This window comes from Pseudomonas sp. RC10-4-2 (assembly GCF_050433085.1).
In the GTDB taxonomy this organism is placed as follows: Bacteria; Pseudomonadota; Gammaproteobacteria; order Pseudomonadales; family Pseudomonadaceae; genus Pseudomonas; species Pseudomonas aeruginosa.
Genome location: NZ_JBNPXX010000001.1, coordinates 1,184,487 through 1,202,996, shown reverse-complemented (window position 1 = coordinate 1,202,996; position 18,510 = coordinate 1,184,487). Strand labels below are relative to the sequence as shown.

The window sequence follows — 18,510 nt, the reverse complement described above, 5'->3', positions numbered from 1 at the left end:
ACTATAAACTTCTGCCGACCCTACAAGCAAAAAACTCATGCAGCATCGACCGTGCGCCTAAACCCACCTCTCACCATAAGGATGGCTAGAGCCACCGCAACCCCCAAAAAACCACCAGCAAGCATGCTTAGGATAAGCACTATGCCTTTTCTTGGACGGACGGGATCATCTGGCACCTCTATCGTACCATCCTGACGAAAAACAGCGACTTTATCGAGATTCAGCGTCAGCCCCTCCAGAAGAGCATACTTCTCCTGCAAGCCTCGTAATGCGGGAATGAAAGGATCATCGGAGACACGATCTTGCAGCGTTTTTATTTCTGCCCGAATAGCCTTGGCACCACGCATGTACATCAGTCCGCCTTCCATGATGGAGGAAAGCTGTTGATCAACCTGCCCTTCTATCAACGGAGGATTTTCCAGCTTCAAGGCCTCCGCTACGCGCAACGCCTCTTTCAGTCGAGAGATACGATCTTCACGGCGAGCCTTCGCAGTTTCACGCAAGATGTCGATCTGTTGCTGTATATTGCGATTCTTCACTTGAAACTCGCGGCGTACTCCTTCTTGCATTTCCTGCATGGAACGCTTGACTGCAATTCCTATATATTTTTCGCCCCACTCCGCCGCCTGCGAAGGATCATGCCGCTCGATGACTACAGTGTAGCGCTCGCTATCCTCTTTGCTAGGCTTCTGAATAGTTACCGAATTCATGAGAAGCGCATAAAGCTGATCCCGCGAACCAACAGAAGCCCCCTCCTCCAAGGAAGGAATATATACATCTCGAAAGAACTGACGGCGAGTCTCTTCGGACTGGAGATTTCGCACGAAGATTGAATAGACACCATTTGCCGAAAACGCGGGAAGCCCGTTTTCCGATCTTCCCAAGTTGAAACCAGCTATATCGCTGAGTGAAGGAGGCAGCGTCGAGACACGAGCCTCATAGACGGGCTTGGTGATGAATAGATAAACAATAGCCAACAACACGGGCAACACTGCCAGCAAAGCAATCAGCCATCTCAGGGACCACAACCCACTCATAATCTCTATCAGATCGAACTCGCCGCTCTTGGCTTTATAGGAGGGAAAATTTTTTTCTGTCACAACGGATCCAATTCTTGGGTTAAGGAGTCATCATGCGGCAGCCCCCCTCCTGACGTGGAGATGCATCAGGAAGCTGCTGCATTTTGACAGCATGCTACGAGATTACAAGCCGCACGGTCGCGACCATCGACTCCAGGAGATAGGGATACGACGCAAACACCTTCAGCGCACCAATCGCTGATAACAGAGCCTAGCTCGCGATTCAGGATGCACGGACGTATGTTAGACAAGACAGTCAGAGATTAGTGCCCACAGCAGAAAAATGGGGTCAAGCAGGCCAGAGGATACCTTCCACGAGAGGTTACGACCCGCCGGCAGCAACCCTTTTCAGCAAGAAGAGACCCACTGCGGAGCTGGCACGCAATTAGTTCGGAAGGGACGAACTTATAGAGAGGTTGATTCAGAGCGAAGAGATTTTTGTCGACGCCCCCTCAAACGAAGCAATGCCCCACTCAACAACCCACCGAGCCCACCGAGGATGAAAGCCAGAGACACGAAGAGAGAAAGCGGACCGTCAGGAGTGTGCCACCCAAGGAAGGCAAGGCTGACGCTATTCTGATTTTCCAATACGAAAACCAGGACCACCAGCGCAACCACCAACACAAACACAGCAGTCAAAATCCGCCCGAGCCATTGCATTGAAAAAACCTCGTATCTGCCAGAGTCACTCCGGCTCGTTGACCCGATCCCGCAACTCCTTGCCCGGCTTGAAGTGCGGCACGAACTTGCCGTCGAGTCGTACCGACTCCCCGGTCTTGGGGTTGCGACCGACGCGCGGGGCGCGGTAGTGCAAGGAAAAGCTGCCGAAACCACGGATCTCGATCCGGTCCCCGGTCGCCAGGGCCTGGGACATTTGCTCCAGCATGGTCTTGATTGCCAACTCGACATCCTTCGCGGACAGTTGCCCCTGATGGGTAACGATCCGTTCGATCAACTCCGACTTGGTCATGGTTTTCCCTTCTTTTTCAAGCGGCTAGATCAGCTCAGGTCTCTTTTAGCATGCTGATCAGTCTTTGAACAGGTCCAAGAAGGGGAAAACGAAAAAGGGCGGCCTAGGCCGCCCTTTTTCATGATGGATCAGAGACTTAGCCCTGATTCTCCATCTGAGCACGGATCAGATCACCGATGGTGGTCGGACCAGCGCTTTCTACTTCCTGCTTACGCAGTTCTTTCATTGCGTCCTTCTCGTCGTCGACGTCCTTGGACTTGACGGAGAGGCTGATGACGCGGCTCTTGCGGTCGATGCTGATGATCTTGGCTTCGACTTCCTCGCCTTCCTTCAGGACGTTGCGCGCGTCTTCGACGCGGTCACGGCTGATTTCGGAAGCCTTCAGGATACCTTCGATGTCGTCGCCCAGGCTGATGACAGCGCCCTTGGCGTCGACTTCCTTCACGGTACCGCGGACGATGCTGCCTTTCTCGTGCAGGGACGCGTAGTTGGAGAACGGATCGTCTTCCAGCTGCTTGATACCCAGGGAGATGCGCTCGCGCTCCGGGTCGACCGACAGGATGACGGTTTCCAGCTCGTCGCCCTTCTTGAAGCGACGTACGGCTTCTTCGCCGACTTCGTTCCAGGAGATGTCGGACAGGTGGACCAGGCCGTCGATGCCGCCGTCCAGACCGATGAAGATACCGAAGTCAGTGATCGACTTGATGGTACCGGAGATACGGTCACCCTTGTTGAACTGGCTGGAGAAGTCTTCCCACGGGTTGGATTTGCACTGCTTGATACCCAGGGAGATACGACGACGCTCTTCGTCGATGTCCAGAACCTGAACTTCCACTTCATCGCCAACCTGGACGACTTTCGACGGATGGATGTTCTTGTTGGTCCAGTCCATTTCGGAGACGTGTACCAGGCCTTCCACGCCCTCTTCCAGCTCGGCGAAGCAGCCGTAGTCGGTGAGGTTGGTGACGCGGGCCATGACGCGGGTGCCTTCCGGGTAACGCGCCTTGATGGCAACCCACGGGTCTTCGCCCAGTTGCTTCAGGCCCAGGGATACACGGTTGCGCTCGCGGTCGAACTTCAGGACCTTGACGTCGATCTCGTCGCCAACGTTGACGATCTCGGACGGATGCTTGATGCGCTTCCAGGCCATGTCGGTGATGTGCAGCAGGCCGTCTACGCCGCCCAGGTCCACGAATGCGCCGTAGTCGGTGAGGTTCTTGACGATACCCTTGACCTGCTGGCCTTCCTGCAGCGATTCCAGCAGAGCTTCACGCTCGGCGCTGTTCTCGGCTTCCAGGACGCTGCGGCGGGAAACGACAACGTTGTTGCGCTTCTGGTCGAGCTTGATGACCTTGAACTCGAGCTCTTTGCCTTCCAGGTGGGTGGTGTCGCGAACCGGACGAACGTCGACCAGCGAACCCGGCAGGAACGCGCGGATGCCGTTGACGTCGACGGTGAAACCGCCCTTGACCTTGCCGTTGATGACGCCCTTGACCACTTCGTCGGCAGCGAAAGCCGCTTCCAGAACAATCCAGCTCTCGGCGCGCTTGGCTTTCTCGCGGGACAGCTTGGTCTCGCCAAAGCCGTCTTCTACCGCGTCCAGTGCGACGTGGACTTCGTCACCCACCTTGATGGTCAGCTCGCCCTGTTCGTTGTAGAACTGCTCGACCGGGATGACGCCCTCGGATTTCAGACCGGCATGGACGGTGACCCAGTCACCATCGATGTCGACCACGATGCCGGTGATGATGGCACCCGGCTGCATGTCGAGGGATTTCAGACTTTCTTCAAAGAGTTCTGCGAAGCTTTCGCTCATGTTCATACCTGTAGTCAAAGGCCCGGAAGGGCCCGATTCCGCATCACCAGCCAATGCGGTCAAGTCATTAAATGAAGCCGCAGGACAATTTGCTGGTTTCCTGCTAGCTTCTGATTGCACTCCCGAATGGGAATGCCCAGTTGGGTTGTTCTGCGATGGCGCCAGGCAAGTCGGGAGGCAACCCTCGCCGCACCTGCAAAACGCCACAACATAAGGTCTGGAATATTAGCAACCAGGCCCTGTATCGTCAATTCCCGCGCCGAAACCTCAGACGTCCCAGCCCTGCCGCTCGCAGTGCCGGATGATCGTCTCGACCACCGCCTCGATGCTCATTTCGGTGGAGTCCAGCAGGATCGCGTCATCGGCCGGTTTCAGCGGCGCGACCGCGCGCTGGCTGTCGCGCTCGTCGCGCTCGCGGATTTCTTCCAGCAAGGCAGACTGGTCGACATCCGCGCCCTTCGCCTTCAACTGCAGGTAGCGTCGACGCGCACGCTCCTCCGCCGAGGCGGTGAGGAAGATCTTCAGAGGCGCATCGGGAAACACCACGGTGCCCATGTCGCGGCCGTCGGCCACCAACCCCGGCGCTTCGAGGAACGCCCGCTGGCGCTGCAGCAACGCATCGCGCACGGCCGGTAAGGCGGCGACCTGTGAGGCGCCGGCACCGACCTGCTCGGTACGGATCACATCGGTCACTTCCTCGCCTTCGAGAATGATGCGCTGCCCATGGCTGCCATCGGCAGCGACGAACTGCACATCGAGGTGCGCAGCCAGAACCTTCAGCGCCTCTTCATTGGTCAGGTCGACACCATGGTTGACCGCGGCGAACGCCAACAGCCGATAAAGCGCCCCGGAATCCAGCAGGTTCCAGCCCAGGCGCCGGGCGAGCAGCCCGGCGACCGTGCCCTTGCCGGCGCCACTGGGGCCATCGATGGCGAGCATCGGTACAGCGCCGTTCATCAATTGTTCTCCACGGCGACCCGGATACCGGTCTGGGCACACAGGGCGAGGAAGTTGGGGAAGGAGGTGGCGACGTTGGCGCAGTCGTGGATGCGGATCGGCCCGCTGGCGCGCAGCGAAGCGACGCTGAAGGACATGGCGATACGGTGGTCGCCGTGCGCCCAGACTTCGCCGCCACCGAACGCACCACCCTCGATGACGATGCCATCCGGGGTCGGCTCGGCCTTCACGCCCAGGGCCTTCAAGCCGTCAGCCATGACCTGGATACGGTCCGACTCCTTGACCCGCAGCTCTTCGGCGCCACGCAGGACGGTGCGCCCCTCGGCGCAGGCGGCAGCCACGAAGAGTACCGGGAACTCGTCGATGGCCAGTGGCACCAGGTCCTCGGGAATGTCGATGCCCTTGAGCCGCGCGGAGCGCACGCGGATGTCGGCGACCGGCTCGCCGCCGACCTCGCGCTGGTTTTCCAGGCTCAGGTCACCACCCATCAGGCGCAGGATCTCGATGACGCCGACGCGCGTCGGGTTGATGCCGACGTGCTGCAGGACCAGTTCCGAACCCTCGGCGATACTGGCGGCAACCAGGAAGAAGGCTGCCGAGGAAATGTCGGCCGGGACCTCGATATGGGTGGCGCTCAACTTGTGCCCGGATTCGACCTTGGCGGTGCTGCCCTCGACCTCCACCGGATAGCCGAAGCCGCGCAGCATGCGCTCGGTGTGGTCGCGGGTCGGCGCCGGCTCGGTGACCGAGGTCTCACCCGCGGCGTAGAGCCCGGCGAGCAACAGGCAGGACTTCACCTGGGCGCTGGCCATCGGCATGTCGTAATGCATACCGGTGAGGCGCTGGCCGCCGCGAATGGTCATCGGCGGACGGCCTTCCGGCCCCGTCTCGATTACCGCGCCCATCTCGCGCAGCGGCTTGGCTACGCGATTCATCGGCCGCTTGGAAAGGGACGCGTCGCCGGTCAGGGTGCTGTCGAACGGCTGGGCCGCCAGCAGACCGCTGAGCAGACGCATGGAAGTACCGGAGTTACCCAGGTAGATCGGCCCAGGCGGCGCCTTGAGGCCGTGCAGGCCAACGCCATGGACGGTGACGCGGCCGTTCTGCGGCCCCTCGATCACCACTCCCATGTCGCGGAACGCCTGGATGGTTGCCAGTGCGTCCTCGCCCTCGAGGAAGCCCTCCACTTCGGTGGTGCCTTCGGCCAGGGAGCCGAGCATGATCGAGCGATGGGAGATCGACTTGTCGCCCGGTACCCGGATGGTTCCGGACAGGCTGCCGCCCGGCTGGGCCAGATAAATCAGGTCGTTGTTGTGCATGGCGTCCACATAGGCCCGACGGGCCAGGATTTTGCTGAAATGCTCACGGGCTACCCGGGCGCGCGTGAAAACGCCCAACAACTGGTGCCCGTCCCCAGTGTCGACGGCCTCGCGCAGCGCGTCGAGGTCGTCACGAAAAACATCCAGTGTACGCAGCACCGCCTCGCGATTGGCGAGAAAGATGTCGTGCCACATCACCGGGTCGCTGCCGGCTATCCGTGTGAAATCACGGAAACCGCCGGCGGCATAGCGGAAGATCTCCAGGTTCTCGCTGCGCTTGGCCAGGGAGTCGACCAGGGTGAAGGCCAGCAGGTGAGGCAGGTGGCTGGTGGCCGCCAGAACCTCGTCGTGATGCTCGACCTCCATGTGCTCGACGTCCGCGCCCAGCGCGCGCCACAGGCTGTCGACCAGCGCCAGCGCGTCGGCATCGGTCTCCGCGGAGGGCGTGAGAATCACCTTGTGCCGGCGGAACAGGGTCGCCTTCGCCGCGGTCACTCCGCTCTGCTCGGAACCCGCGATCGGATGCCCCGGTACCAGGTACCGCGGCATCCCGCCGAACGCGACACGCGCGGCACGCACGATATTGCCCTTGGCGCTGCCAACGTCGGTCAATACAGCCTTGCCCAGGTCGAGCTTCGCCAGGTCGGCCAGCACCCGCTCCATCGCCAGGATCGGCACCGCCAGCTGGATCACGTCGGCACCGACACAGGCGCGGCCAAGATCCTCCTCGCAACGGTCGACCACGCCGAGCTCCACCGCCAGGCGGCAAGACTCGGCATCCCGATCCACGCCGACCACTTCCCGGAACAACCCTTTGCTCCGCAACCCCTTGGCGAAGGAGCCGCCGATCAGGCCCAGCCCCACCACCACCAGGCGGCCCAGCTTAGGGGTCGACTGTTGCAGCGGCGTGACCTCAGTCATGCGCCAGCACCTTGCCCAGCGCCTGGAGGAAACGATCGTTCTCTTCCGGCAGCCCGATGGAGACGCGCAGGAAGGTCGGCATCCCGTAGCCAGCCACCGGACGCACGATCACGCCTTCGCGCAGCAGCGCCTGGTAGACCGGACCGGCATCGCGAGCCAGATCCACGGCGATGAAGTTGCCCTTCGAGGGAATCCAGGACAGGCCCAACGCGTGGAAGCCATCCTCCAGCTGCGCCATGCCGGAATCGTTTAGGCGGCGACTCTGCGCCAGGTAGTCATGGTCGTCCAGCGCCGCGCAGGCAGCCGCCAGGGCCAGGCTATTGACATTGAACGGCTGGCGCACGCGGTTGAGCACATCGGCCACCGCCTTGCTCGAAAGCGCGTAGCCGACCCGCAGCGAAGCCAGGCCATAGGCCTTGGAGAAGGTCCGCGAGACCAGCAGGTTGGGATGGCGCGCCAGGTAGTCCAGGCCATCGGGCAGCTCGTCGCCCTCGGCGTATTCGATATAGGCCTCGTCCAGCACCACCAGCACCTCCGCCGGCACCTGGGCGAGGAACCGCTCCAGGGCGTCCGCACCGAACCAGGTCCCGGTCGGGTTGTTCGGGTTGGCGACGAACACCACGCGAGTTTGCCCATCGATGGCGGCGAGCATCGCTTCCAGGTCATGCCCCCAGGCGCGCGCCTTGACCGCCCGCCCCTCGGCGCCCACGGCCTGGGTGGCGATCGGGTAGACGGCGAAGGCATGTTCGCTGAACACGGCGTTCAGACCAGGCGCGAGGTAGGCACGGGCGACCAGGTCGAGAATGTCGTTGGAGCCGTTGCCCAGGGTCACCTGCGCCGCATCCACCGCGCAACGCTCGGCCAGCTTGCGCTTGAGTTCGAAACCGTTGCCGTCAGGATAACGGGTCAGTTCCGTCAGTTCGGCGCGGATAGCCTCCAGCGCCTTTGGGCTCGCACCCAGCGGGTTCTCGTTGCTGGCGAGCTTGACGATCGCCGCAGGGTCGATGCCCAGCTCGCGGGCCAGTTCGTCCACCGGCTTGCCAGGGACGTAGGGCGACAGCTTTTGCACCCCCGGCTGGGCCAGGGCAAGGAAATCGGACATGGATAGTTCAGCCTCGACGCGGGACGGGGCATTCATCGATGACCCGTCTCTTCGGAATGACAGCGCGCTCAGAGCACCGCTTTCGGATAGGAGCCCAGGACCTTCAGGGCGACGGCTTCCTGGCCGATCTTCTCCAGGACGTCCTTGATCAGCGGTTCTTTATGGTGGCCGACGAAATCGATGAAGAACACGTAGGTCCATTTGCCGCTGCGCGACGGACGGGTTTCGATGCGGGTCAGGTCGATACCGTTATTGTGGAACGGTACCAGCAGCTCGTGCAGGGCCCCCGGCTTGTTGCGCATGGAAACGATGATCGAGGTCTTGTCGTCGCCGGTCGGCGGCACCTCCTGGTTGCCGATGATCAGGAAGCGCGTGGAGTTGTCCGGGCGGTCCTCGATCTTCTCGTGCAGCTTGCTCAGGTGGTACAGGCTGGCCGCCATGTCGCCGGCGATCGCCGCCGAATTCCACTCGCTTTTCACCCGCTTGGCCGCGTCGGCGTTGCTCGACACCGCCACCCGCTCGACGCTCGGGTAGTGCGAGTCCAGCCACTTGCGACATTGCGCGAGGGATTGGGCATGGGAATAGATCCGGGTGATGTTGTCGGTCTTGGTGGTTTCGCCGACCAGCAGGTGATGGTGGATACGCAACTCGACTTCGCCGCAGATCACCATGTCGTGCTCGAGGAAGCTGTCGAGGGTATGGTTGACCGCCCCCTCGGTGGAGTTTTCCACAGGCACCACGCCGAAGTTCACCGCGCCGGCGGCGACCTCGCGGAACACCTCGTCGATCGCCGCCATCGGCGTGCTGATCACCGCGTTGCCGAAATGCTTGAGTGCCGCGGCCTGGGTAAAGGTGCCCTCGGGTCCGAGATAGGCCACTTTCAGCGGCTGCTCAAGCGCCAGGCAGGACGACATGATCTCGCGGAACAGCCGCGCGACCTCTTCGTTGTCCAGCGGCCCCTTGTTCAATTGCATGATGTGCTTGAGCACCCAGGCTTCGCGCTCGGGACGGTAGAACACCGGCGCCTCGCCCTCGCCCAGGGTCTGGGTCTTCACTCGCGCCACGTCCTGGGCGCAACGGGCACGTTCGCTGATCAGCTCGAGCAACTTCTCGTCGAGGCTGTCGATGCGCAGGCGCAAGGCCTTGAGCTGGTCCTGGTCCGCCATCAGCCGTGCTCCTTCTCGAACTCCGCCATGTATGCGACCAGCGCCTCGACCGCGTCCAGGCCAAGGGCGTTGTAGATGGAAGCGCGCATGCCGCCGACCGAGCGGTGGCCTTTCAGGTTGAGCAGCCCGCGCGCCTCGGCGCCTTCCAGGAACGGCTTGTCGAGACGCTCGTCGGCCAGGCGGAACGGCACGTTCATCCAGGAGCGGGCGCTCGGCTGGATCGGGTTGGTGTAGAAGTCGCTGGCATCGATGGTCTTGTACAGCAGGTCCTTCTTGGCGCGGTTGCGCTGCTCCATCGCGGTCACCCCGCCCTGCTCCTTCAGCCATTCGAAGACCAGGCCGGACAGGTACCAGGAGTAAGTCGCCGGGGTGTTGTACATGGAACCGTTGTCCGCGGCGATCTTGTAGTTGAGCATGGTCGGACAGACGCTGCGGGCGCGGCCGAGCAGGTCTTCGCGAACGATCACCACCACCAGGCCGGACGGGCCGATGTTCTTCTGCGCCCCGGCATAGATCAGGCCGAAGCGGGACACGTCGAGCGGGCGCGAGAGGATGTCGGAGGACATGTCGGTGACCAGCGGCACGTCGCCGGTCTCGGGAATCCAGTCGAACTCGAGGCCGCCGATGGTCTCGTTGGAGGCGTAGTGCACATAGGCCGCGTCCTTGGTCAGCGTCCACTCGTTCTGACCCGGAATGGCGAAGTAGTCGTACTCCTTGGCGCTGGCCGCGACATTCACGGTGCCATAGCGACGAGCCTCCTCGATGGCCTTCTTCGACCAGATACCGGTATCGATATAGTCGGCGACGCCATCTTCGGGCAGCAGGTTCAGCGGAATCTCGGCGAACTGCTGGCTGGCGCCGCCCTGCAGGAACAGCACCTTGTAGTCCGAGGGAATGTCGAGCAGGTCGCGCAGGTCCTGCTCGGCCTTGCTGGCGATGGCCACGTAGTCATCACTACGGTGGCTCATTTCCATGACCGAAAGGCCCTTGCCCCGCCAGTCGAGAAGCTCGGCCTGGGCACGTTGCAGAACTGCGTCGGGAAGCGCCGCGGGACCGGCGCAGAAATTGAAGGCTCGCTTGCTCACATCCACTCTCGCTATAGGTAGGGCGGATAGCCGTGAGTTATCCGCCGAGGTCATCGGCCGGGCGGGCGCAGGCGCCCGCCCCGAGCCTTACTCTTCGTTGCCTTCCGCTTCCGCCGCGGGCTCGGACTCGGCCGACTCGCCCAGAGATTCGGCAGCTTCCTCGCCCTCGGGCAGGTCCTCGTCATCTCCGCCCGACGGCTCCTGGACACGCTCCAGACCGACCAGTACCTCGTCGCTGGCGAGCTTGATCAGGGTTACGCCCTGGGTATTGCGGCCGGACAGGGAGACTTCGTCGACACGCGTCCGCACCAGGGTGCCCTGGTCGGAAATCAGCATGATCTCCTCGCCTTCCTGGACCTGTACCGCGGCGATCAGCGCGCCGTTGCGCTCGTTGGTGACCATGGCGATCACCCCCTGGCCACCACGGCCGCGACGCGGGAACTTGCTCAGCGGGGTACGCTTGCCGAAGCCGCGCTCGGAGGCGGTGAGGATCTGCGCCCCGGACTCCGGAATCAGCATGGAGATCAGCTGCTGCCCCTTGCCCAGGCGCATGCCACGTACGCCGCGGGCGTTGCGGCCCATGATGCGCACCACGCTCTCGGCGAAGCGGATCACCTTGCCGGCGCTGGAGAACAGCATGACTTCCTTGGCGCCATCGGTGATCGCGGCGGCGATCAGGGTGTCGCCCTCTTCCAGCTTGAGCGCGATCAGGCCGCTGCTGCGCGGACGGCTGAACTGCACCAGCGGGGTCTTCTTCACGGTACCGAAGGCGGTGGCCATGAAGATGTAGGCGCCGGTCGGCTCGGCCACCAGCTCGGCGGTCTCGCCCTCGACTTCCTCGACCTCGGCGGCCTCGACCACCTCGCCCTCGAGCACCGTTCCTTCGGCTTCGTCGAGGTCGTCATCGGCGCCGCCGTTCTGCTGCAGCGCCTCCAGGTCGATCTGCAACATCGCGGTGATCCGCTCGCCCTCGTCCAGCGGCAGCAGGTTCACCAACGGCCGGCCACGCGCGGTACGCGAGGCTTCCGGAATCTCGAAGGTACGCAGCCAGTAGACCTTGCCCTTGCTGGAGAACAGCAGGAGGGTCGCATGGCTGTTGGCCACCAGCAGGTGTTCGATGTAGTCCTCGTCCTTCATCCCGGTGGCGGACTTGCCTTTGCCGCCGCGACGCTGCGCCTGGTAGGCGGCCAGCGGCTGGGACTTGGCGTAGCCGCCGTGGGAGATGGTCACCACGCGGTCTTCCTCGGTGATCAGGTCGGCGATGGTCAGGTCGACCTGGGAGGCCACGATCTCGGTGCGGCGAGCATCGCCGAATTCGGCCTTGACCGCTTCCAGCTCCTCACGGATCACCTCCATCAGGCGCGCCGGGTTGGTCAGGATGCGGATCAACTCGCCGATCAGGTTGAGGATTTCCTGGTATTCGGAGAGCAGCTTCTCGTGCTCCAGGCCGGTCAGGCGATGCAGGCGCAGCTCGAGGATCGCCTGGGCCTGTTCCGGCGACAGGTAGTACTTGCCGTCGCGCAGGCCGTACTGCGGATCCAGGTCTTCCGGGCGACAGGCGTCGGCGCCGGCACGCTCGACCATCGCTTCCACCGCGCTGGACTCCCAGGCAGTGGCGATCAGGCGTTCCTTGGCCTCGGCCGGGGTCGGCGAACTCTTGATCAGCTCGATCACCGGGTCGATGTTCGACAGGGCGACCGCCTGGCCTTCCAGGATGTGCCCGCGCTCGCGGGCCTTGCGCAGCTCGTAGACGGTACGCCGGGTCACCACTTCGCGGCGGTGGCGGACGAACACTTCGAGCATGTCCTTCAGGTTCAGCGTGCGCGGCTGGCCGTCGACCAGGGCCACCACGTTGATGCCGAACACGCTCTGCAGCTGGGTCTGGGCATAGAGGTTGTTGAGGACCACCTCGCCCACCTCGCCGCGACGCAGCTCGATGACCACGCGCATGCCGTCCTTGTCGGACTCGTCGCGCAGCTCGGAAATACCCTCGATCTTCTTCTCTTTCACCAGCTCGGCGATCTTTTCGATCAACCGCGCCTTGTTCAACTGGTACGGCAGCTCGGTGATGATGATCTGCTCGCGACCGCCGCCCTTCTCCATCTCCTCGACGACGGCGCGGGCACGGATGTAGATGCGCCCGCGACCGGTGCGGTAGGCCTCGATGATCCCGGCGCGGCCGTTGATGATGCCGGCGGTGGGGAAGTCCGGACCGGGGATGTACTGCATCAGCTCATCGACGGTCAGGTCGGGGTTGTCCATCAGCGCCAGGCAGCCGTCGATCACTTCGCCGAGGTTGTGCGGCGGGATGTTGGTCGCCATACCCACGGCGATACCGCTGGAACCGTTGACCAGCAGGTTGGGAATCTTGGTCGGCATGACCGCCGGGATCTGCTCGGTGCCATCGTAGTTGGGCACCCAGTCGACGGTTTCCTTTTCCAGGTCCGCCAGCAGTTCATGGGCCAGCTTGGCCATGCGCACTTCGGTGTATCGCATGGCTGCGGCGTTGTCGCCGTCCACCGAACCGAAGTTGCCCTGGCCGTCTACCAGCATGTAGCGCAGCGAGAACGGCTGCGCCATGCGCACGATGGTGTCGTAGACCGCGGTGTCGCCGTGCGGGTGGTACTTACCGATCACGTCGCCGACCACACGGGCGGATTTCTTGTAGGGCTTGTTCCAGTCGTTGCCCAGCTCGCTCATGGCATAAAGCACACGGCGGTGCACCGGCTTCAGGCCGTCACGTGCATCCGGCAGGGCCCGCCCGACGATCACGCTCATCGCGTAGTCGAGATAGGACTGTTTCAGCTCGTCTTCGATATTGACCGGGAGAATTTCTTTGGCCAGTTCGCCCATGAGAAGCCTGGTTCCTTTTTCTGGTGGAACTTCGCCGCCTCGATCCTGAGGCAAACGAAGTAGGTCGGCGCATGCCCGAGCAGCGCCAACTCACTACAAATCAACGACTTGAGTCAAGGATTCGCGCACTCTCGAGGCCCCTCCGCGGGGCGCTCGAATAACCGTCGGAGCTTACCACAGCCCACGCCCCAGCCCAAGGCAAAGGCCCTGGCGGGGACGACCTCCAGTCGCCTCGTTCAATGCAGGCGCTTGCGGCTCATCAGGGCGGCCATGCGCTCGGCGTCGGGACGCTCGACGACGCCACGCTCGGTCACGATGGCATCGATAAGGTCCGCCGGGGTCACGTCGAATACCGGATTGTAGGCATCGACCTCGGCCGCCACCCGTCGCCCGCCGATTTCCAGCAGTTCGCGACCGTCGCGCTCTTCGATCGGGATGTCCTCGCCGCTCTCCAGGTTCATGTCGATGGTCGAACTCGGCGCCACCACCATGAAGCGCACGCCGTGGTGCATGGCGTTGACCGCCAGCTGGTAGGTGCCGATCTTGTTGGCGACATCGCCATTGGCGGTGATGCGGTCGGCGCCGACGATGACCCAGGTGATGTTCTCGGTCTTCATCAGGTGCGCGGCGGCCGAATCCACGTTCAGGCTGACCGGGATGCCTTCGTTGGCCAGCTCCCAGGCGGTCAGTCGCGAGCCCTGGAGCCAGGGCCGGGTTTCGTCGGCGTAGATGCGATTGACCAGGCCTTCCAGGTGCGCGGCGCGGATCACCCCCAGCGCGGTGCCGAACCCGCCGGTCGCCAGGGCGCCGGTATTGCAGTGGGTGAGGATGTTCTGCGGGCTGCCCTGCTGCTTGCGGATCAGCTCCATGCCCAACTGGGCCATGGTCAGGTTGGCCTCGCGGTCGCTTTCATGGATGGAGATCGCCTCGGCTTCCAGCACCGCCAGCGGCTGGTCGCCCTCTTTCATTCGCTCCAGACGGTCGCGCATGCGGTTCAGCGCCCAGAACAGGTTGACCGCCGTGGGTCGCGAGTCGGCCAGCAGGCGGAAGTCCTCCTCCAGCGCGGCGCGCCAGTCGCCGCCCTGCGCCAAGCGCGCGCGGGCGCCAAGGACGATGCCGTAGGCGGCGCTGATGCCGATGGCCGGCGCGCCGCGCACGACCATATCGCGAATGGCCTTGGCCACCTCGGCCGCCGACTCGTGTTCGAGCCAGACCTCCTCCTGGGGCAGCAGGCGCTGATCCAGCAACCGCAGCGTACCGTCCCGCCACTCGATCGCCTTGACCCGCTCGGCCGCCAGCAGTCGCTCTCGCATGCACACACCTCTCGCTGAATCACGGAAAAGCTGCGGATTATAACGAGCCCCAGCCGCGGACGCTCGGGTATACTTCCGGCTTCCCGCTCTGCGCCCAGGATGCGCCGCCATGCCCAACGTCCGTAACCCCTTCGACCTCCTCCTGCTGCCGACCTGGATCGTCCCCGTGGAGCCCGCCGGGGTGGTGCTGCGCGACCACGCGCTGGGCATCCGCGACGGCCAGATAGCCCTGGTCGCGCCGCGCGAGCAGGCCATGCGCCATGGCGCCACGGAAATCCGCGAATTGCCGGGCATGCTGCTCGCCCCCGGTCTGGTCAACGCCCACGGCCATTCGGCGATGAGTCTGTTCCGCGGTCTCGCCGACGACCTGCCGCTGATGACCTGGCTGCAGGACCACATCTGGCCGGCCGAAGGCCAATGGGTCAGCGAGGATTTCATCCGCGACGGCACGGAGCTGGCCATCGCCGAACAGGTAAAGGGCGGCATCACCTGTTTCTCCGACATGTACTTCTATCCACAGGCCATCTGCGGCGTGGTCCATGACAGCGGGGTCCGCGCCCAGGTGGCGATCCCGGTGCTGGACTTCCCGATCCCCGGCGCCCGCGACAGCGCCGAGGCGATCCGCCAGGGCATGGCACTGTTCGACGACCTCAAGCACCACCCGCGCATCCGCATCGCCTTCGGCCCGCACGCCCCTTATACGGTGAGCGACGACAAGCTGGAGCAGATCCTGGTGCTCACCGAGGAACTCGACGCCAGCATCCAGATGCACGTCCACGAGACCGCCTTCGAGGTGGAGCAGGCCATGGAGCGCAACGGCGAGCGCCCGTTGGCCCGCCTGCACCGCCTCGGCCTGCTCGGCCCACGCTTCCAGGCGGTGCACATGACCCAGGTAGACGACGACGACCTGGCGATGCTGGTGGAAACCAACAGCTCGGTGATCCACTGCCCGGAATCCAACCTCAAGCTGGCCAGCGGCTTCTGCCCGGTGGAAAAGCTCTGGCAGGCCGGGGTCAACGTGGCCATCGGCACCGACGGCGCGGCCAGCAACAACGACCTCGACCTGCTCGGCGAGACCCGCACCGCGGCGCTGCTGGCCAAGGCCGTGTACGGCCAGGCCACCGCCCTCGACGCCCACCGCGCGCTGCGCATGGCCACCCTGAACGGCGCCCGCGCGCTTGGCCTGGAGCGCCTGATCGGCTCCCTGGAAGCCGGCAAGGCCGCCGACCTGGTGGCCTTCGACCTGTCCGGCCTGGCCCAGCAACCGGTCTACGACCCGGTTTCGCAACTTATCTATGCCAGCGGCCGCGACTGCGTGCGGCATGTCTGGGTCGGCGGCAGGCAACTGCTCGACGACGGCCGCCTGCTCCGTCACGACGAACAGCGCCTGATCGCCAGGGCCCGCGAATGGGGGGCGAAGATCGCCGCCAGCGACAGGTCCTGAACCGCGGCGGGCCGGCCCGCTGCGACAAACTGACATAGGAAGGCGAACCGCCGCCGGCCCCATCCCTCCGCCAAAGCTGGCAACATGAAGGATTGGATTCCGCCGCCGCGGCCCTTCCCCCAAAGGCTTCACTCTTCAACGGGAACGATTATGAGCAACGTCGACCACGCCGAGATCGCCAAATTCGAGGCACTGGCCCATCGCTGGTGGGACCGCGAGAGCGAGTTCAAGCCGCTCCACGACATCAACCCGCTGCGCGTCAACTGGATCGATGAGCGCGCCGGCCTGGCCGGCAAGAAGGTGCTCGACATCGGTTGCGGCGGCGGCATCCTCAGCGAAGCCATGGCCCAGCGCGGCGCCAACGTCACCGGCATCGACATGGGCGAAGCGCCGCTCGCGGTGGCGCGCCTGCACCAACTGGAATCCGGCGTCGCCGTCGACTACCGGCAGATCACCGCCGAGCAGATGGCCGAGGAAATGCCCGGGCAGTTCGACGTGGTCACCTGCCTGGAGATGCTCGAACACGTGCCGGACCCGGCCTCGGTGATCCGCGCCTGCCACCGCCTGGTCAAGCCGGGCGGACAGGTTTTCCTCTCGACCATCAACCGCAATCCCAAGGCCTACCTGTTCGCGGTGATCGGCGCGGAATACATCCTCCAGTTGCTGCCGCGCGGGACCCACGATTTCCGCAAGTTCATCCGTCCGTCGGAACTCGGCGCCTGGTCGCGCGAGGCCGGTCTCGAGGTCAAGGACATCATCGGCCTGACCTACAACCCGCTGACCAAGCACTACAAGCTGGCCAACGACGTCGACGTCAACTACATGGTCCAGACCCAGCGGGAGGCGTGAAGCGCATGCGGCTCAAAGCGGTACTGTTCGACATGGATGGCACCCTGCTCGACACGGCGCCGGACTTCATCGCCATCACCCAGGCCATGCGTGCCGCCCACGGCCTGCCGCCGGTGGACGAGCAACAGGTGCGCGACGTGGTCTCCGGCGGCGCGCGCGCGATGGTTGCCGCGGCCTTCGGCCTGTCGCTGGACAGCCCGGAACTGGAACCCCTGCGCCAGGAGTTCCTCGACCGCTACCAGGAGCATTGCGCGGTTCTCAGCCGGCCCTACGACGGCATCCCCGAACTGCTTGCGGCGATCGAGAAAGCCGGGTTGATCTGGGGCGTGGTGACCAACAAGCCGGTGCGCTTCGCCGAACCGATCATGCAGCGCCTGGGCTACGCCGAGCGTTCCAGGGTGCTGGTCTGCCCGGACCACGTGACCCGCAGCAAGCCCGATCCCGAGCCGCTGCTACTGGCCTGTAGCCAGCTCGGCATCGATCCGTCGAGGGTGCTGTTCATCGGCGACGACCTGCGCGACATCGAATCCGGCCGCGACGCCGGAACCAAGACCGCGGCGGTGCGCTACGGCTACATCCACCCCGAAGACAACCCCGCGCACTGGGGCGCCGACGTGATCGTCGACCACCCGCGCGAACTCATCGACGTTCTCGACCGCGCGCTCTGCGACTGCTGATCCGCAGCGCCGCCGACAGACAACGACCCGCCGCCAGGCGGGTCATGCATTCAAAGGATTCGACATGTTCCAGTACTCCGCCCGCCCCGACCTGCTGAAAGACCGCGTGATCCTGGTCACCGGCGCCGGCCGCGGCATCGGCGCCGCCGCCGCCAAGACCTTCGCCGCCCACGGCGCCACCGTGCTGCTGCTGGGCAAGACCGAGGAGTACCTGAACGAGGTCTACGACGCCATCGAGGCCGCCGGCCATCCGCAGGCCGCCGTGATCCCGTTCAACCTGGAGACCGCCCAGCCGCACCAGTTCGAGGAACTGGCGGCAACCCTGGAGAACGAGTTCGGCCGCATCGACGGCCTGCTGCACAACGCTTCGATCCTCGGTCCGCGCTCGCCGATGCAGCAGATTTCCGGGGAGAACTTCATGCGCGTGATGCAGGTGAACGTCAATGCCATGTTCATGCTGACCACCGCCATGCTGCCGCTGATGAAGCTCTCCAGCGACGCCTCGATCATCTTCACCTCGAGCAGCGTGGGCCGAAAGGGCCGCGCCTACTGGGGCGCCTATTCGGTATCGAAGTTCGCCACCGAGGGCCTGATGCAGACCCTTGCCGACGAACTCGACGGTACCAGCGCGATCCGCGCCAACAGCGTCAACCCCGGCGCCACCCGCACCAGTATGCGCGCCCTCGCCTACCCTGGGGAAAACCCGCTGAACAACCCCACCGGCGAGGAGATCATGCCGGTCTACCTGTACCTCATGGGGCCGGACAGCGCCGGCGTCAACGGCCAGGCCTTCGACGCCCAGTGATTCCCCGGCAGCCTCGCCGCCCGGCGAGGCTGCCCTGTCCTTCCCTTCCCTCTTCCCGTCCGGAACTTCCCATTCTTTTTGCATATTTTTCCCACTGAGTGGGAAAGTGGTTTCATTTTCCGGGAAATCGCCTTCACCCTGTGGGTCAAGGAGT

Annotated in this window: 15 protein-coding genes; 4 read left to right on the top strand and 11 right to left on the bottom strand. The window is 63.9% G+C overall.

What is annotated here, in order from left to right:
- Positions 1–35: 35 nt before the first annotated feature.
- The 11 genes from FHW81_RS05660 to mtnA all read right to left on the bottom strand — a co-directional run bounded on the left by FHW81_RS05660 (position 36) and on the right by mtnA (position 14,581).
- Complete coding sequence (locus FHW81_RS05660) at positions 36–1,100, bottom strand: LPS O-antigen chain length determinant protein WzzB (RefSeq protein ID WP_014602695.1); 1,065 nt, start codon at positions 1,098–1,100, stop codon at positions 36–38.
- 384 nt (positions 1,101–1,484) lie between these two features.
- Complete coding sequence (locus FHW81_RS05655; RefSeq protein ID WP_003452745.1) at positions 1,485–1,739, bottom strand: lipopolysaccharide assembly protein LapA domain-containing protein; 255 nt, start codon at positions 1,737–1,739, stop codon at positions 1,485–1,487.
- 25 nt (positions 1,740–1,764) lie between these two features.
- Positions 1,765–2,049, bottom strand: coding sequence for an integration host factor subunit beta (ihfB, locus tag FHW81_RS05650; RefSeq protein ID WP_003091441.1), 285 nt, complete (start codon positions 2,047–2,049; stop codon positions 1,765–1,767).
- A gap of 136 nt (positions 2,050–2,185) precedes the next feature.
- Complete coding sequence (rpsA, locus tag FHW81_RS05645) at positions 2,186–3,865, bottom strand: 30S ribosomal protein S1 (RefSeq protein WP_003091442.1); 1,680 nt, start codon at positions 3,863–3,865, stop codon at positions 2,186–2,188.
- A 267-nt stretch (positions 3,866–4,132) separates the two neighbouring features.
- Positions 4,133–4,822 carry a (d)CMP kinase gene (gene cmk / locus FHW81_RS05640; protein WP_003091443.1) on the bottom strand — a complete coding sequence of 230 codons (690 nt, stop codon included), beginning with the start codon at positions 4,820–4,822 and terminating at the stop codon, positions 4,133–4,135.
- The gene (locus FHW81_RS05635) at positions 4,822–7,062 is read right to left on the bottom strand and encodes a bifunctional prephenate dehydrogenase/3-phosphoshikimate 1-carboxyvinyltransferase (RefSeq protein ID WP_012613864.1); all 2,241 of its coding nucleotides are present in this window, start codon (positions 7,060–7,062) and stop codon (positions 4,822–4,824) included. The genes cmk and FHW81_RS05635 overlap by 1 nt, the downstream gene beginning before the upstream one ends.
- Entirely contained in the window at positions 7,055–8,164 is a 1,110-nt protein-coding gene (hisC, locus tag FHW81_RS05630) for a histidinol-phosphate transaminase (protein ID WP_031637736.1), read from the bottom strand. The genes FHW81_RS05635 and hisC overlap by 8 nt, the downstream gene beginning before the upstream one ends.
- Positions 8,165–8,232: 68 nt before the next feature.
- Positions 8,233–9,330: a prephenate dehydratase gene (pheA, locus tag FHW81_RS05625; protein ID WP_012613863.1), complete on the bottom strand. Its 1,098-nt coding sequence runs from the start codon at positions 9,328–9,330 to the stop codon at positions 8,233–8,235.
- Complete coding sequence (gene serC, locus FHW81_RS05620; protein ID WP_003111764.1) at positions 9,330–10,415, bottom strand: 3-phosphoserine/phosphohydroxythreonine transaminase; 1,086 nt, start codon at positions 10,413–10,415, stop codon at positions 9,330–9,332. The genes pheA and serC overlap by 1 nt, the downstream gene beginning before the upstream one ends.
- 87 nt (positions 10,416–10,502) lie before the next feature.
- Positions 10,503–13,268: a DNA gyrase subunit A gene (gene gyrA, locus FHW81_RS05615; RefSeq protein ID WP_171893967.1), complete on the bottom strand. Its 2,766-nt coding sequence runs from the start codon at positions 13,266–13,268 to the stop codon at positions 10,503–10,505.
- A 236-nt stretch (positions 13,269–13,504) separates the two neighbouring features.
- Positions 13,505–14,581, bottom strand: a complete 1,077-nt coding sequence (gene mtnA, locus FHW81_RS05610; protein WP_003091449.1) for an S-methyl-5-thioribose-1-phosphate isomerase — start codon at positions 14,579–14,581, stop codon at positions 13,505–13,507.
- Positions 14,582–14,690: 109 nt separating this feature from the next.
- On the opposite strand from mtnA, the gene FHW81_RS05605 reads away from it, so the two are divergent.
- The 4 genes from FHW81_RS05605 (at position 14,691) to FHW81_RS05590 (ending at position 18,356) form a co-directional block, all read left to right on the top strand.
- Positions 14,691–16,025 carry a TRZ/ATZ family hydrolase gene (locus FHW81_RS05605; protein ID WP_003091450.1) on the top strand — a complete coding sequence of 445 codons (1,335 nt, stop codon included), beginning with the start codon at positions 14,691–14,693 and terminating at the stop codon, positions 16,023–16,025.
- Positions 16,026–16,175: 150 nt separating this feature from the next.
- Complete coding sequence (gene ubiG / locus FHW81_RS05600; protein WP_003091451.1) at positions 16,176–16,874, top strand: bifunctional 2-polyprenyl-6-hydroxyphenol methylase/3-demethylubiquinol 3-O-methyltransferase UbiG; 699 nt, start codon at positions 16,176–16,178, stop codon at positions 16,872–16,874.
- Positions 16,871–17,551 carry an N-acetylmuramic acid 6-phosphate phosphatase MupP gene (gene mupP / locus FHW81_RS05595; protein WP_019371598.1) on the top strand — a complete coding sequence of 227 codons (681 nt, stop codon included), beginning with the start codon at positions 16,871–16,873 and terminating at the stop codon, positions 17,549–17,551. The genes ubiG and mupP overlap by 4 nt, the downstream gene beginning before the upstream one ends.
- Positions 17,552–17,615: 64 nt before the next feature.
- The gene (locus FHW81_RS05590; RefSeq protein ID WP_003091453.1) at positions 17,616–18,356 is read left to right on the top strand and encodes a YciK family oxidoreductase; all 741 of its coding nucleotides are present in this window, start codon (positions 17,616–17,618) and stop codon (positions 18,354–18,356) included.
- Positions 18,357–18,510 lie beyond the last annotated feature (154 nt).

Bases quoted from the DNA above. Each gene is read 5' to 3' on its own strand.
- FHW81_RS05655 (WP_003452745.1), bottom strand. From the start codon at position 1,739: ATGCAATGGCTCGGGCGGATTTTGACTGCTGTGTTTGTGTTGGTGGTT.
- ihfB (WP_003091441.1), bottom strand. From the start codon at position 2,049: ATGACCAAGTCGGAGTTGATCGAACGGATCGTTACCCATCAGGGGCAA.
- rpsA (WP_003091442.1), bottom strand. From the start codon at position 3,865: ATGAGCGAAAGCTTCGCAGAACTCTTTGAAGAAAGTCTGAAATCCCTC.
- cmk (WP_003091443.1), bottom strand. From the start codon at position 4,822: ATGAACGGCGCTGTACCGATGCTCGCCATCGATGGCCCCAGTGGCGCC.
- FHW81_RS05635 (WP_012613864.1), bottom strand. From the start codon at position 7,062: ATGACTGAGGTCACGCCGCTGCAACAGTCGACCCCTAAGCTGGGCCGC.
- hisC (WP_031637736.1), bottom strand. From the start codon at position 8,164: ATGTCCGATTTCCTTGCCCTGGCCCAGCCGGGGGTGCAAAAGCTGTCG.
- pheA (WP_012613863.1), bottom strand. From the start codon at position 9,330: ATGGCGGACCAGGACCAGCTCAAGGCCTTGCGCCTGCGCATCGACAGC.
- gyrA (WP_171893967.1), bottom strand. From the start codon at position 13,268: ATGGGCGAACTGGCCAAAGAAATTCTCCCGGTCAATATCGAAGACGAG.
- mtnA (WP_003091449.1), bottom strand. From the start codon at position 14,581: ATGCGAGAGCGACTGCTGGCGGCCGAGCGGGTCAAGGCGATCGAGTGG.
- FHW81_RS05605 (WP_003091450.1), top strand. From the start codon at position 14,691: ATGCCCAACGTCCGTAACCCCTTCGACCTCCTCCTGCTGCCGACCTGG.
- ubiG (WP_003091451.1), top strand. From the start codon at position 16,176: ATGAGCAACGTCGACCACGCCGAGATCGCCAAATTCGAGGCACTGGCC.
- FHW81_RS05590 (WP_003091453.1), top strand. From the start codon at position 17,616: ATGTTCCAGTACTCCGCCCGCCCCGACCTGCTGAAAGACCGCGTGATC.